Source organism: Thermoanaerobacter mathranii subsp. mathranii str. A3 (genome assembly GCF_000092965.1).
Classification (GTDB): domain Bacteria; phylum Bacillota; class Thermoanaerobacteria; order Thermoanaerobacterales; family Thermoanaerobacteraceae; genus Thermoanaerobacter; species Thermoanaerobacter thermocopriae.
On the sequence record NC_014209.1, the window covers coordinates 59,695 to 72,409 of the forward strand.

Here is a 12,715-nt window from a genome sequence, read left to right on the forward strand (position 1 = left end):
TAGTTCATGCGGGAGGGTTATTAATGAACAAACTAAAAGAGTTAAGAATAAAATATAAACTCACACAAAAAGAATTAGCAAAAAAACTAGGAGTAACGCCAGATTATATTTCTCAAATTGAAGGTGGTAGAATTCCCGGTATGGAAACTGCAATAAAGATTGCAAATTTCTTTAATACTACTATAGATGATATTTTTTTGGCAAATAATCGAACTAAAAGTTCGTAAAAATAATTAAGAATAAGTTTTTAAGCGTAACAACTGTTCTGTCTCTATTATACCCTTATTTCTTCCAGTTTTACATAAGGAGGTAAAAAATCATGGATAACAGAATAACCATAAAGTTTGAAGTTGACATTACAGACGTTATAGGTCAAATCATGCAGCTTCTCAACACCAGTGACAAAGATAAGGAAGAACAAGAACCGCTATCCTTACTTGATGCCTACACCATAGACGAAGCAGCAAAAGTGCTAGGTGTGAGCAAAAGCTATATGTATGAGCTTGCAAAGCATAAAGACTTCCCTGCTATGAAAATACACGGCAGAAAAATAATCATCCCTAGGAGAGGCTTAGAGGAGTGGATGCAGAAGAAGTTTGAAGAAGAAAAAGGTACCAGCAAAGTAATTGCCATGGGAGGCAGAAGATAAAATGTGGATTGAATTTAAACCAATAAAAAATAAAAATGTACTTATTAAAATAGCTGAAGCCCTTATGAAAGTAGTCCCCATAAGAATAGAAAAAGTCAGTGAAGGCTGGAAATTGATGATAAAAACATAATATATAGCCGTACTATGCCCAAAATTAGGGGACAAAAAAGTTGCGGAGGGACTTTTATGGATGTAGAGCTAGTAAAAAAGTACTATTTTGAAGATAAATTAAAGATTGTAGAAATAGCAAAAATATTAGGAGTTAATAAATCTACAATTTCAAGAGTTTTAAAGCAATTTCCAGAGTTTGAGAAGGAAAAGGAACGACGCAAAAAAGAAAGCGAAAAAAGAGCAAAAGAGTGGAGGAATGAGTATAAAAAACAAAAGAGAAATGAAGAAAAAGAAGAAGAGGAAGCACTCTATGCAGGTATGATGGACCTTCAAAGACAGAATGCAATGTCAATGTCTAAAAGAAGAACATTAAGCACTGATACTCTGGTAAAATTATGCATAACTCACTACGACTACAACAAAGAAAAAGAAAGGCTTGTCTTCAACGAAAGTGCCGGAAAAAGGCCTGCGGACTTGCCTAGGTCAGTCTATGTGCATAAAAATGTTTTAAAACAGTTTAGAGTATCTACATAGGGAGTAATAAAAAGAGATAAGTGTATAAAAAACGCAAAATTTGTCATGTTGTAATTTATAATTGCTTATTTCTACAGTAGTTACACCGCTTAGGAGGGAGGAATTTAAAAATAAGACTAATAATTATTATAAGCCTATTAATTTTTATCTTTGTTATGGTTTTCCCTGCGGTTTACAATATAAATAGTATGCATAAAGAGCATACTATAAGAAACATAATAGAAAGTATTGCAGAAAAATATATTAAAGATGTCGAAAAAGACGGCTATTTAAGTTACGCAACATACAAAAAAATAGAATATGAATTAAACCAAAAGGTGGGTTATAAAGGTATTACATCTTATCATTTTATTACAGGAACAATTGAAAGAAAAACAAAAGGTGAAGAGATATTTATAGAAATTGACTATGGAAGTTTTTCATTATTTTATAATATAAATGTAAGGGTTATTAAATTTGGGGTAAGTAATTACGAGAATAAATAATAACTTTACCTTTAAAACATTATACTATGATAACCGCATAAAAGAGCTGAGCAAAAAACTGGGTGTTTAATAAGCCCGGTTTTTTCTATTTTATTGAGGATTTTTATGAAAGGAGATGAAAACTTGAATACTCTTTATACTGCCGGCCTAGCAGCCGGTATTTTCTTTGGCATAGTTTTAGGACTAATGATAAGCTTTGTTATTTTAATCAGCTCCAAAAAAGTATAGGTGTAGCTGACGGATGATAAGTGTAAGCAAATATTATCGAAAACTTTAAAGTGTAGAAAGGTGTGATTATTAATGAGAAAATTTAAACCTACAGTAAAAAAGTGGCTTTTTCCTTTTAACATATATCAAAAATTAGTACAGCAAAATCCATTTATACGAAAAATGAAGCACATACCTCCTGAAGCGAAAATAATAATAAGCTTTTTCGTTTTCTTCTTTTTATCGTTGAATATACTGGCCTACATATTTATAAAAGAAATAGCTTATCAGGGAGCAAAGAATGTACAAATATTACCTGCATTTATTTCATTTTTAATGTTTCAAGTAACGTTTTTTATTTTGGGTTCATTCTCTGACGATTCTATATCAGATGTGGCTTCTTTTCTTTATTCGATTATAATTTCGGTAATTATGTATCACTTTTTTATAACATATCCAATTTGGCTAGTCGTGATTATGCTATCCATATATATAACAATCTTACTCGAAATACGAACGTTTCAATTATTATCTATTTTTGGTTTGATAGTTTATTCTATAATTTTAACTATACTCACATTTGCCTAGAGTTTAATTTGCGTTTTTAAATATTCCGCATATTTGATTTGGTAATCATACATTTCAATATAATATAAATTTTTAGACTTAAACATATCAAGTAAAAGATGTGTGACCAATAATAAGATAAAATAAAGTAAAACTAAAGTAACTAGCGAGCGAAAAACATTATCACAATCTGCACCATTCTTGAATGATTCATAAAGTGCTTTAGCAAAAAAGCCCGCTAAGAAGCTTATTATCTGTAGCAATCCATTTGTAAGACTAGTTAACACAGAGTTGTTTAGTTTTAGTTGAAAAGATTCTTTATTAACAGTGCTTTCTCTTATTATTTTTGACAAATTAGGTTTTATTAACTCGGTTGTTAAATTTGTAATATACAAATCTATATTATTGCGTATCTGAAGTTTACTAAAGCTTTTTATAATTTTTTCTATATAAGAAGAGCTTACTAAATAAAGTATGGTTAAGATTAAAAATAGTACTTCTAAGCTTCCAAACTTTCTATGAATAGAATAAGCATTTACAATTTGAATGGAAGAAAATGCAAATACACCGACAGAAATGTAATATGTTACATAAAATCTTTTATAAATTTTCTCAGGGAAAAAAATAACCTCCGAATATGAAAGTTTGGCTTCTTGGTATATTTTTAGTGCTTCTTTAAGTTTATTATGTAATTTTTTCACTACAAACACCCCACTTAGTTTTATAACTATATTATCGAGAGGTACACTAAAAAATTGAACATGTATCTCATTTAATGGAACATTCCCTGAAAAATTCCTGATAGAACCCCTTCGGGAACCTATCAGGAATTTTTCAGTCATAAGGAGGTTAATGTTATGCTTTCCTCTAATTTTACTGCTAGATTTGGTGAGGTTATTGTCAGAAGTGGAATTGCCAGCATCCCAGATGCTGTTTTTTCTTTTCAAAAAGAACTAGGCCTGTCTGTCGGAGAATGCTGGTTTATAGCTCAGATACTTCGGTTTAAATGGACGACAGAACTGCCTAAACCTTCTCTTAAGAAGATGGCCGACTATACAGGAGTTTCTGTGCGTACTTTACACAATTACAAAAATTCTCTTATAGAAAAAGGCTATCTTCGCATTATAAACAGGACAGATGAACAGGGAAGGCAAACGACAAATTATTACGACTTTACAGGCCTTTTCGAAAGAATTATAAAAATTCTCTCTTCAAAAGAAGAACCAGAGACAAATCCGTTTGAAGAAGACATATTAGAAACTGGTGAAGAAGATTATAAAGAAAGGGAGGGTGAAAATTTTGCACAGGGAGGGGGAAAAATTTTCACCCTCGGGGGTGAAAAAATTTCACCCTGGAGGGTGAAAAAACAACACCCCTACAAACAGAATAATAAAGAAACAGAAGAATATGAAACAGAAGAATATATAAACAACAACCCGCCTAACGGCGGAACAAATTCCCAGCCTTCGGCTGGGGTTGTTGTTGAAATAAATGAACAGTACAAAAAAATTACAGGGAGAGATAAAGTCTCCTTTTTTGCCGCTCTTCTAGAAGAATATTCCGCTGAAAAAGTAATGAACGCTGTAGCTTATTTAGAGAAAGCAATGCTACGAGGGAAAATTGATAATCCAGAGGGTTTTATTATTTCTGCCCTCAGAGAAAACTGGGACACACAGCCTTTTGAGCAGGAACAAAAATTGAAGAAAGAATTCACTCCTCCTAGAAACTACTTCAACAGCTATACCCAGAGGACTTACGACGTAGAAGAACTTGAGAGAAGGCTTCTTGAATACAGCAGAAAGGAGTTTTTCTCAAATAAAGAGCTTTTGGAAATGGATGAAGAGACTTTATTTGATGACTCTTCATGAGAAGGAGAGACGCAATATAGTACAAAGTTGGAGGTGATAGTATTGAACAGCAAGATAATATCTTTCTGGAGTGCAAGAGGAAGTACCGGAAAAACAACATTAGCTGCTGCATTTGCTTTAGCTTTAAAAAAGTACAAAAAAGACATAGTTGTGGCTGATTTTAAGGAGGTTACACCGCACGTTCACAAGTATTTTGGGATTGAACTTCGTGACAAATCGAATATATACGAGGCAGTGGAGAATGGAAGTAGTATAGCAGACGCAGTTAATGAGCATTTACAGAAAAAACAGGGTATATGGATTTTAACAGGCTTTGGGATAAATGATTTTACAAAGTTTGAGGAAAAGCACTTCTCTGCCGTGCTTGAAGTACTGAAAAATGAATTTGAGTATGTTGTTATTGATACAAGTGCAGGGATATTTTTCTCTTCTACCTATACTGCGCTAAAAAACAGCGATGTTATTTTTGCCGTTACAGCGCCTACTGTTTGGAACATTGAGGATACAGCACAAATGATTGATTTTGTCTCAAATAGATGGGGTGTTGAAAAAGAAAAATTTAAGGCAATATTAAACGCTGTCGGTAAAGAAGAAATAGACACTTCTACTGCTGAAAAAATCCTTGAAATTGAAACCTTTAGTGTAAGATATGGCCAGAAAAACATACTTAGAGATGTCGGCAAAATAATAGAATTTTTATTTAAAAAAGACACAGAGAAAACAATTGACATCAAAAGAGCTGAGGAGGCGAAAAGCTTTGGCGTTAATTAATCCTTTTGTTCCAGAAGAAATTAGTTATCAGAACAGAAAAGAGATAGACTCTAGTGTAAATACAGCTGTTGATGAGATTGTTGCTAAAATTGTCGAGGAGCATCCAGATCTTGTTGCAGGAGTGGAAAGTGGGATACAGCCACGGATACTACTAGAAAACAAAATAAGAGAGCTGGTGATTGATAAAAAGCTGTACAAAGGCAGTGTTGAGGAATTTACACAAAGAGTGTTTGATGTGCTTTTTGGTTATGGGCCATTACAGCCGTACATTGAAGACCCAGAAGTATCGGATGTACTCGTAAATTCCTTCAACGTTGTCTATATCAAAAAGTTTGGCAAAAAATTTCGAGTGCCAGTGGATTTTGGGAGTGAAGAAAAACTAACAAGATACTGCTACAGAATAGCTGCAATGTGCGGAGGAAAGCTGGATGAGAACTCCAATGCTGAAGCTGTACTTACTGACAGAAAAAGAAACCTAAGAATTGTCATATCACTAAAGCCGATTAATGTTCTCTCCCCTTCTATTTCAATCAGAAAGCCTACCACAAGCTTTACACTGGAGGAGCTTGTTGTAAAAGGAATGCTTTCTGATGAGCAGAAAGAATTTTTTAAAAAGGCAGTGATAGACAGAAAAACCATTGTCATAGCCGGTAAGGGTGGAAGTGGAAAAACGACTCTTTTAGGAGCTTTGATTGACCTCATTCCGCATGAGGAAAGAGGCCTTTTGATTCAGGAGACGTTTGAAATTAAACCGAAGCACCCTGATATTATCTGCAAGCTTGTAAGGATTTCTGACAATCCTGAAGTAAAAGATTATACTTTGTTTGAGCTCACAAAGATAGGACTTCTTATGAGTATGGACAGGATTTTTATAGGTGAGATAAAAGACAGAGAAGCCATGGACTTTTTCAATGCCGTGTATACGGGCCACCGCGGAAGCATGGCAACAGTCCATGCAAACTCTGCAGGAGAAGTTTTAAACAGATTAATTCTTCTCATGAAGCGCTCAGGTACTGATGTGCCGGTGGATGATTTAAGGGAAATGCTTTTTGCCTCATTGGATTTGATTGTTTTTATGGAGGACTACAAAGTAAAAGAAATACTGGATTTGAGGGGAGGAGGTGTTGGTTGATTTATTTAACTTTTTTAGAGTCTGCTCTTCTGGCTTTAGTTATATATACTGCAGCATTAGGCGTTGAGCGTCTAAAGTTTAAAAAGCGCATATCTAAATGGCAGTTTAAAAAGACGGGAGTTTTGTCAGAAAAAGGGTCTAAACTTTTAAAAAGCATAGATGTGATTTTAGCAAGGTCAGGTATTAAAAGTAAGCTCCCCTTTCTTGATGCAAAAAATATGATGATTGTCAGTGCACTGCTCTTTGCAGCAGGCATTTATCTTTTTCGCAGGCTAGGTTTTGCAGCTTTGTTTTATGCTTCTTCAATTGTGTATGTCCCCTATGCTGCTATGATGCTTATGTCGTCCGTAAATGCTAAGAAAATTAAAAAAGCGTATTTGTCTTTTTTGACAACATTTATGGGGTTTTACAACATTGAGGGTAATATTATCAATGCCTTAAAATCAACAACACCTTATATTTCTGAACCTTTGAGGTCAATAATTAAAAGAAACGTCTTTTTGTATGAAAAGACTCAAATGAGTGTTGATGAATGTCTTGAAAATATGGCTGCTGAAGCAGGAAACAAAGAGTTCAGGAAGTTTATAAATTTTGCTAAGATGAATGCAAAATACGGGGGAAATTTTAATAAGGCTCTCACAAAGCTAAGAGAGCAGGGTGAAAAAATTTTTTCCCTTGAGTCTATTAAAGCAGCTAACGCTTCAGTGGGAAGCATGGTTATACTCGTGATGATAGTAATAAATCTTCTTCTGATGATGAATATTTCTGCTGACCCGGACATTGTGTACATTGTAAAAAATACCATAACAGGTCAAGCTATAGCAATTTCAAACGCTGTGTCAATCGTATTTGGGCTTTACATGATTAAAAACATTAATTCTTCTTCGTAAAAGGGAGGGATTGCAATTATTTACAGTGTTTTTCTTACACCAGTACTGGCTTTCTTGATATACAGCTTGATAAAGGAGTATGAGATTTACTCGCTTAAAAAAAGAATTTACCGCATAAAACCTGCTGATGAGATTTCAAAAATCGTGGGTAAAACAGTAAGAAAAGATATACTGCAAAAAATAAATGATAAGCTTAAAGCTGCAGGAAATCCCTTAGGGCTTACTGCTGAAACATATATCCTTGCTCGTGCAGGGCTTTTTTTATTTTCAATTGCTTACGCTTATTTGACAGGAATGAGCGGAATTCAGGCTGTTTTACTGGTCATGCTTGGATTTTTTGGCCTTGACATATACATTTCTTCTGTAAAAAAAGACAGGCAGGAGAAGTTCAGAAGAGAAATGCCTGAAATAGTGGATTTGTTTGAGCTGGGAGCAGCGGCTGATGTGCCGCTTGAGGATATATTTTTAATTACAGCTCAGTCAGCCCAAGCAAAGGAGGTGAGAAATGCATTAACGAAGCTTGCTGCAGAGTACATTATGACCAGAGAAAAGGAGGGATGCCTGAAGAGGTTTTGTAACGAAGTTAATCTTCCGGAAGCCAACATATTAGCCATGGCGCTGCTCCAAGGGGAAAGGACTGGGAGGACGCTGGAGATCCTCTCTGTACTTTCGTCTTCGCTCTTCAACACCGCAGCGGCTAAGATAGCCCGACAGGACAAGGCAATGGAATACAAGGTCCTCGCGGCCACTTTCTTTTTAATGGCGTCCATCGTGACGCTGTATATGTATCCTTATTTCACAAATATTCAGGGAGGACTACGATTACTTTTTTAAGGAGGTAGATTTAAATGCTTAATCTGATTAGAAAGGTTAAAGAGTACGTTAAGAAAGCTTTGTGCAACACTAGAGGTAACGAAATTGTCGCAATAGCGCTGATACTCCTGTTCATCATCCTTGCCGCCGCTCCCTATATCAGGAATCTCGGTCAGACCACCAGCACCGGAATTTCAAACCTCAACAGCCAGATGCAGCAGGTATTGAACGGACAGTAAGGAGGTGCAAAGAGGGGGCGGGTAAAAACCGTCCCCACAAAATTATGCTGAATAAAAGCTTCTGGAAAAAGGGAAGCGCCGAAATAGTCGCTTTCGTGCTTGTGCTTCCTTTTCTTATACTGACGATAGCGAACACGGTGAATATGCTCACGGACCTAACAAGGTACGACGTCCTGCGCCAGGCTGCAAGGGAAGCGGTCTTAAGGATGGAAATTGAAGGGGGATTAACTTCTGATGGGCTGTACAATCTTGAGGCTTTCCTCCAGTCAAAAGGGATAGACCTTAATAAGGTGCATATAGATTACACCCCCTACTCTGTTCCTTATGGGGAGGAAGTGAAAATAAGGATAGCGATGGATACTGTTATGAGGAGGTACACTATTACGCTTGGAGGTATAAAAAGAGTTGATGAAAATACTCAAATGGTTTATGGGCCTATTTCATCCGTCAGTAAAAAGTATGAGAGATAGAAAAGGCATAAGCTCTATATTTCTTGCGCTGCTTTTTCTTATTCCTTTTATGACATTCAGCATGTTTCTGATAGAAAGTAGGTTATTGTATACAATTAAGAGCAGTGCTGATGATGCTGTTGTTGCAGCAGCACTGGCAGCTCTTAAAAGTGCAAATCCTGTTGACATAGCGTATGGAGAATATGTTCTTGACCCTAATGCTGCAAGGGATACTTTTTATGAGTACCTTAAGAAGAACATGAAGCTTGATGAGAATATGAATCCACTGCCGGGAAGTGTTTCAGCAGGGCCGGTGCACGTTGACGAGTTTATAGTTTACAACCCCGGCGGCTACCCCACATTCTGTCCCAGAGGAACGTTTATAAAAAACACATCTATTCATGTTGTTATAAGTTTTAAGGCTAAAAGACCGGCTCTAACAGGCTTGTTTGGGAAATATGTTAATATTGTTATTCACCGTGATGTTGATAATTTCTATAACTTGCAGGAGGAATGATAGATGTTTGTGAAGAAAAAAGCGATACTTATAGCGTTAAGTTTAATCCTTGCAGGAGGTTTATCGTTCTTTCAATATCAATATTTTAAAAGCATGGCAGAAAGTGATAAAAAAATTCAAGTAATTGCTGCAGTTTCTGATATTAAAGCAGGAGAAAAAATAGATACAAAGTTGGGAATAAAAGTTATACCTCAATCAGCTTATGTAAAAGAAATGTATTTGGCAAATAATAAAGTTACCGGTTATGCAAAAGTAGATATTGCTGCAGGGTCATATGTGCTAAAGAGCATGGTTTCACAGGAGAAAATACCTGTCTTGAAGGAAGATATGAGAAGGGTGACAATAGGTGTAAATTTAACATCATCTCTTGCAGGAAAAATCAAGCCGGGTGATGTTGTAGATATAGGATGGGTGCCAAATGATGAAGCTAAAGATGGTGCTTCTAAAATAGTAGCTGAAAAGGTTCAAATATATGACGTTGTAAATAAATCAGGAGAAGACGTCAGAAAGGCCGATAAGAACAATCAGTATGATAAGGAGTCTTTAATTCCTGCAGCTGTGACTTTAATTGTTACGCCGGAGCAGGCAATTACTATAAGGGAATATGAGACCAAGGGAAGTTTGTTTCTGATAGGCTACTAAAGAATACTAATTGATTACTTCAAAAAGTAAGTGGTGATAAAATGCTTAGGATAGTAGTTCCAGAAACAAGAGAAGAGATTGAGCACTACATCGAAATGCTGGAGTACCTTTTAGAAAATGTTGATAAAACCGAAAAAGATAAGCAAATTCATGAGCAGGCGCTTAAAGAGCTGAAAGAAGCTTTAAAGAAATTTGTATAAAGTCGCTTGAGATATTGTTGTAGTGGAGGTGAATGAGATAAAACATATACCGATTGTAATGATTCTTTCTTATCTGAGCTATACAGACTTAAAGAAGAGGGAAGTTCCGGACTTTGCGGTGCTTGCCCTTTTTATTTATTCCTTATTTACCTGCACAAGTTTTAAAGAAAGCATTTTAATGGCAGCGTTAGTTTTTATACTTCTTCTCATCCCGTCAATTTTATTTGAAGGAAGTATTGGAGGAGGAGATATTAAGCTTTTAACCGCTTTAGCTTTTTTCATGGGCAGAGATTTTTCTGTACTGGCATTCCCTATGTTTATACTCCTTGTGGCTACTTTAATTTACGGTCTAATTAAAGGAAAAGGGTTAAAATATTCTGTACCCCTTGTACCTTATGTATTTGTATCATACTTATTTTATTTCTCTCTGGAGGTGTCTTGGTGGAATTTGCACTTTTCGTACTAGATTACGACGGATACTATAGGCTTGAAATTGCAGGCGGCTACTGCGACGGAAACTGTGGTGTGTGTAGAAAATGCACAAATAACAGAAACATTGTAACACTCATCAAAGAAGAAAATGCAGAGTTTTACCAGAAGTATGTTTTAGACCATCAAATAAGAACGGCTGAGTTATGTAAAAAAGCAGCAGAAGCTCTTTTTCTTACTGAAAGTAAAAGAGAAATTTTCATTCAATCTGCACTGCTGCATGATGTAGGAAAACTCTTAATACCTTTTGACGTCCTTTCAAAAAATGGCGCTCTATCACCCTTTGAAAGGCGAATAATAAAGCTTCACCCTTCAAAGGGTGCTGAATGGCTTAGAGAAAGAGGCTTTTCTGAAGAAATTACAGCTGTTATTGAAGCTCATCATGAAAGAGTAGACGGCTTAGGCTACCCTAACGGGCTAAAAGGAGATGAAATACCTTTTTTAGCAAGAGTTTTAGCTGTATGTGACACAGCTGACGCTGTAATATCAGGAAGGCACTATAGAGCAGCGTTTGATAAAAGGGCTGTAATCGAAGAACTGCTTAGAAACTCAGGAAGTCAATTTGACCCTATGGTTGTAAGGACAATGATTGAGATTATACATGAGGAGGAGATAGCTAATGTTTAAAATAGGGCTTGACTTAGGGTATGGTTATGTAAAAGGGGTAAATGAAGCGGGCAAAACTGTCCTTTTTCCCTCACTTGTTGGAAATGCTTATCAGAGAAATTTAATAGGGCTGTTTGGACAGAACTTAAATAACCTCATTGAAAACATGCACGTAGTTTTAAGGAACGGGAAAGAAGAGCAGGAAGAATATTTCATTGGCGACCTAGCAAGAAGAGAAGGACGAAATGTAAGCTATGCTTTTGATGAGAACAAAATAAATCATCCCAACACAAAAGCAGTTTTAGCCAGCGCTTCAGCACTTCTATTTCCCTCAGACAATGAGCCTGTACACATTGTGTCAGGACTTCCTTTAGAGCAGTACATCCATCAAAAAGACGAGCTTAGAGAAATGCTAAAAAATTTCAAAGCAATTGTAGAGTTTAAAGGATACAACATCTTAAAAATAGTCAAGTTTGACAGAGTAACAGTTTTTCCTCAAGCTGCAGGTGCAGTGTACTACGCCATAATGGACGATTTGCAGAAGTACCTTATAAAAGGAAGCTACATAGGGCTTATTGACATAGGCTACAGAACAACAGATTATATAGTTTTTGTTGTTGATGGGAAGCTGTCACTGAGGGAAGACCTTTCGGGTACTTTAGACATAGGCATGTCTCAGCTGAGCAATGCTGCTGATAAATTATTTACTCAAAAGACCGGCTCTAAGCTTGATATACCTGAGCTCATTCAGCTTGTGAATGAAGAAAGCATATTCTACAGAGGGAAAGTTTTAAACTTCGAAAAAGAACTGAATGAGGTGAAGCTTGAGATATCCCGTGTAATACAAGACAGAATAAAGGCTGTATGGGGAAGTAAATTAGACTTTTTCAACACAATTTTTTTAGCAGGAGGTGGAGCAGTAAGCCTGTTTGACAGCTTAAAAAACTTGTATGAAAACACAGTGCTGGTTAAAAATTCTCAGTTTGCCAATGCCAAAGGATTTCTTAAAGTAGCTGAACTGGAAGAGAAAAAAGAGAGGGATAGAGGATGACAAAAGAAAGAGACCTTGATTACAAAGGCGCATGGGAGTTAATGAAGCAGATGGTTGACTACTACACAGGAGAAAAGAAATATCTCACACGACGAGAAATAAAGTACATCATACGAGTGTGCGAAAATAAAGATGAAAAAGTCATTAAAATCATAGATGATAACAAAGGAGGAGCAAAAACATGATAAAAATAACTCTTCCCAAGAAAAAGGGCATGAAAGAGAAAGTTTATGAAATGTGGGATGAACTGAAGATTACCGGGCACATGCTTATAGAGCAGAAGGATAAAAGCTATATTGTCATACTGGAACCTGAAAAAGATATTTCCCTAAGCTTACTTAAGCAAAAACTTCCTAAGGAAAGCATAGTGGAGGAAGTAAATTTTGCTAGAGATAGCACTGCAGAGGAAGATGTGTTTACAGACACAAACCTAGAAGAAATGGACGTTTAGAAAATGCCTTTTCTAAATTTGTATTACAACCACTTTAAAATACT

At 35.9% G+C, this 12,715-nt stretch carries 22 protein-coding genes; 21 read left to right on the top strand and 1 reads right to left on the bottom strand.

Annotated features, from left to right (window positions below; translation table 11 throughout):
- The first annotated feature begins 23 nt into the window (after positions 1 to 23).
- The 6 genes from TMATH_RS00270 (at position 24) to TMATH_RS12320 (ending at position 2,007) form a co-directional block, all read left to right on the top strand.
- Positions 24 to 227 carry a helix-turn-helix transcriptional regulator gene (locus TMATH_RS00270; RefSeq protein ID WP_013149519.1) on the top strand — a complete coding sequence of 68 codons (204 nt, stop codon included), beginning with the start codon at positions 24 to 26 and terminating at the stop codon, positions 225 to 227.
- Between the two features lie 92 nt (positions 228 to 319).
- The gene (locus TMATH_RS00275; RefSeq protein WP_013149520.1) at positions 320 to 649 is read left to right on the top strand and encodes a helix-turn-helix domain-containing protein; all 330 of its coding nucleotides are present in this window, start codon (positions 320 to 322) and stop codon (positions 647 to 649) included.
- Position 650: 1 nt separating this feature from the next.
- Entirely contained in the window at positions 651 to 779 is a 129-nt protein-coding gene (locus TMATH_RS12315) for a hypothetical protein (RefSeq protein ID WP_013149521.1), read from the top strand.
- 56 nt (positions 780 to 835) lie between these two features.
- A complete protein-coding gene (locus TMATH_RS00280) occupies positions 836 to 1,294 on the top strand; it encodes a helix-turn-helix domain-containing protein (RefSeq protein WP_013149522.1) in 459 nt (152 codons plus the stop codon).
- 188 nt (positions 1,295 to 1,482) lie between these two features.
- Entirely contained in the window at positions 1,483 to 1,779 is a 297-nt protein-coding gene (locus TMATH_RS00285; protein WP_232192582.1) for a hypothetical protein, read from the top strand.
- A 105-nt stretch (positions 1,780 to 1,884) separates the two neighbouring features.
- Complete coding sequence (locus tag TMATH_RS12320; RefSeq protein WP_013149523.1) at positions 1,885 to 2,007, top strand: hypothetical protein; 123 nt, start codon at positions 1,885 to 1,887, stop codon at positions 2,005 to 2,007.
- Positions 2,008 to 2,570: 563 nt separating this feature from the next.
- Here TMATH_RS12320 and TMATH_RS00295 read toward each other — a convergent pair.
- Entirely contained in the window at positions 2,571 to 3,254 is a 684-nt protein-coding gene (locus tag TMATH_RS00295) for a hypothetical protein (RefSeq protein WP_041591679.1), read from the bottom strand.
- Positions 3,255 to 3,410: 156 nt separating this feature from the next.
- Between TMATH_RS00295 and TMATH_RS00300 the strand changes: the two genes are divergently transcribed.
- From TMATH_RS00300 to TMATH_RS00365, 15 genes are all read left to right on the top strand, one after another.
- Positions 3,411 to 4,421: a helix-turn-helix domain-containing protein gene (locus TMATH_RS00300; RefSeq protein ID WP_013149526.1), complete on the top strand. Its 1,011-nt coding sequence runs from the start codon at positions 3,411 to 3,413 to the stop codon at positions 4,419 to 4,421.
- A 33-nt stretch (positions 4,422 to 4,454) separates the two neighbouring features.
- Positions 4,455 to 5,192, top strand: coding sequence for a CpaE/TadZ family protein (locus tag TMATH_RS00305; protein WP_232192583.1), 738 nt, complete (start codon positions 4,455 to 4,457; stop codon positions 5,190 to 5,192).
- Positions 5,179 to 6,324: a TadA family conjugal transfer-associated ATPase gene (locus TMATH_RS00310; RefSeq protein ID WP_013149528.1), complete on the top strand. Its 1,146-nt coding sequence runs from the start codon at positions 5,179 to 5,181 to the stop codon at positions 6,322 to 6,324. Before TMATH_RS00305 ends, TMATH_RS00310 begins: the two co-directional genes overlap by 14 nt.
- On the top strand, positions 6,321 to 7,214 hold the full coding sequence (locus TMATH_RS00315) for a type II secretion system F family protein (protein ID WP_013149529.1): 894 nt from the start codon (positions 6,321 to 6,323) through the stop codon (positions 7,212 to 7,214). The genes TMATH_RS00310 and TMATH_RS00315 overlap by 4 nt, the downstream gene beginning before the upstream one ends.
- Before the next feature lie 66 nt (positions 7,215 to 7,280).
- Complete coding sequence (locus tag TMATH_RS00320; protein ID WP_041591619.1) at positions 7,281 to 8,048, top strand: type II secretion system F family protein; 768 nt, start codon at positions 7,281 to 7,283, stop codon at positions 8,046 to 8,048.
- Between the two features lie 14 nt (positions 8,049 to 8,062).
- Positions 8,063 to 8,266, top strand: a complete 204-nt coding sequence (locus tag TMATH_RS00325; RefSeq protein ID WP_083768255.1) for a flagellin — start codon at positions 8,063 to 8,065, stop codon at positions 8,264 to 8,266.
- A 206-nt stretch (positions 8,267 to 8,472) separates the two neighbouring features.
- Positions 8,473 to 8,736 (top strand): hypothetical protein, encoded by a 264-nt coding sequence (locus TMATH_RS12090; RefSeq protein ID WP_232192584.1) that lies wholly within the window; start codon positions 8,473 to 8,475, stop codon positions 8,734 to 8,736.
- Entirely contained in the window at positions 8,675 to 9,232 is a 558-nt protein-coding gene (locus TMATH_RS00335; protein ID WP_013149532.1) for a hypothetical protein, read from the top strand. Before TMATH_RS12090 ends, TMATH_RS00335 begins: the two co-directional genes overlap by 62 nt.
- Positions 9,233 to 9,235: 3 nt before the next feature.
- Entirely contained in the window at positions 9,236 to 9,874 is a 639-nt protein-coding gene (gene cpaB, locus TMATH_RS00340) for a Flp pilus assembly protein CpaB (RefSeq protein WP_013149533.1), read from the top strand.
- 41 nt (positions 9,875 to 9,915) lie between these two features.
- On the top strand, positions 9,916 to 10,074 hold the full coding sequence (locus tag TMATH_RS11815) for a hypothetical protein (RefSeq protein ID WP_013149534.1): 159 nt from the start codon (positions 9,916 to 9,918) through the stop codon (positions 10,072 to 10,074).
- Between the two features lie 28 nt (positions 10,075 to 10,102).
- A complete protein-coding gene (locus TMATH_RS00345; protein WP_232192585.1) occupies positions 10,103 to 10,540 on the top strand; it encodes a prepilin peptidase in 438 nt (145 codons plus the stop codon).
- The gene (locus tag TMATH_RS00350) at positions 10,516 to 11,190 is read left to right on the top strand and encodes an HD-GYP domain-containing protein (RefSeq protein ID WP_013149536.1); all 675 of its coding nucleotides are present in this window, start codon (positions 10,516 to 10,518) and stop codon (positions 11,188 to 11,190) included. Before TMATH_RS00345 ends, TMATH_RS00350 begins: the two co-directional genes overlap by 25 nt.
- Positions 11,183 to 12,220 carry a ParM/StbA family protein gene (locus TMATH_RS00355; RefSeq protein WP_013149537.1) on the top strand — a complete coding sequence of 346 codons (1,038 nt, stop codon included), beginning with the start codon at positions 11,183 to 11,185 and terminating at the stop codon, positions 12,218 to 12,220. Before TMATH_RS00350 ends, TMATH_RS00355 begins: the two co-directional genes overlap by 8 nt.
- Positions 12,217 to 12,405, top strand: a complete 189-nt coding sequence (locus tag TMATH_RS00360; RefSeq protein WP_013149538.1) for a hypothetical protein — start codon at positions 12,217 to 12,219, stop codon at positions 12,403 to 12,405. Before TMATH_RS00355 ends, TMATH_RS00360 begins: the two co-directional genes overlap by 4 nt.
- Positions 12,402 to 12,671: a hypothetical protein gene (locus tag TMATH_RS00365; protein WP_013149539.1), complete on the top strand. Its 270-nt coding sequence runs from the start codon at positions 12,402 to 12,404 to the stop codon at positions 12,669 to 12,671. The genes TMATH_RS00360 and TMATH_RS00365 overlap by 4 nt, the downstream gene beginning before the upstream one ends.
- The last annotated feature ends 44 nt before the right edge of the window (positions 12,672 to 12,715 follow it).

Coding starts and splice junctions, on each gene's coding strand:
- cpaB (WP_013149533.1), top strand. CDS start 9,236: ATGTTTGTGAAGAAAAAAGCGATACTTATAGCGTTAAGTTTAATCCTT.
- TMATH_RS00325 (WP_083768255.1), top strand. CDS start 8,063: ATGCTTAATCTGATTAGAAAGGTTAAAGAGTACGTTAAGAAAGCTTTG.
- TMATH_RS00335 (WP_013149532.1), top strand. CDS start 8,675: ATGAAAATACTCAAATGGTTTATGGGCCTATTTCATCCGTCAGTAAAA.
- TMATH_RS00360 (WP_013149538.1), top strand. CDS start 12,217: ATGACAAAAGAAAGAGACCTTGATTACAAAGGCGCATGGGAGTTAATG.
- TMATH_RS12320 (WP_013149523.1), top strand. CDS start 1,885: ATGAAAGGAGATGAAAACTTGAATACTCTTTATACTGCCGGCCTAGCA.
- TMATH_RS00280 (WP_013149522.1), top strand. CDS start 836: ATGGATGTAGAGCTAGTAAAAAAGTACTATTTTGAAGATAAATTAAAG.
- TMATH_RS00355 (WP_013149537.1), top strand. CDS start 11,183: ATGTTTAAAATAGGGCTTGACTTAGGGTATGGTTATGTAAAAGGGGTA.
- TMATH_RS12315 (WP_013149521.1), top strand. CDS start 651: ATGTGGATTGAATTTAAACCAATAAAAAATAAAAATGTACTTATTAAA.
- TMATH_RS11815 (WP_013149534.1), top strand. CDS start 9,916: ATGCTTAGGATAGTAGTTCCAGAAACAAGAGAAGAGATTGAGCACTAC.
- TMATH_RS00300 (WP_013149526.1), top strand. CDS start 3,411: ATGCTTTCCTCTAATTTTACTGCTAGATTTGGTGAGGTTATTGTCAGA.
- TMATH_RS00270 (WP_013149519.1), top strand. CDS start 24: ATGAACAAACTAAAAGAGTTAAGAATAAAATATAAACTCACACAAAAA.
- TMATH_RS00285 (WP_232192582.1), top strand. CDS start 1,483: ATGCATAAAGAGCATACTATAAGAAACATAATAGAAAGTATTGCAGAA.
- TMATH_RS00275 (WP_013149520.1), top strand. CDS start 320: ATGGATAACAGAATAACCATAAAGTTTGAAGTTGACATTACAGACGTT.
- TMATH_RS12090 (WP_232192584.1), top strand. CDS start 8,473: ATGGAAATTGAAGGGGGATTAACTTCTGATGGGCTGTACAATCTTGAG.
- TMATH_RS00365 (WP_013149539.1), top strand. CDS start 12,402: ATGATAAAAATAACTCTTCCCAAGAAAAAGGGCATGAAAGAGAAAGTT.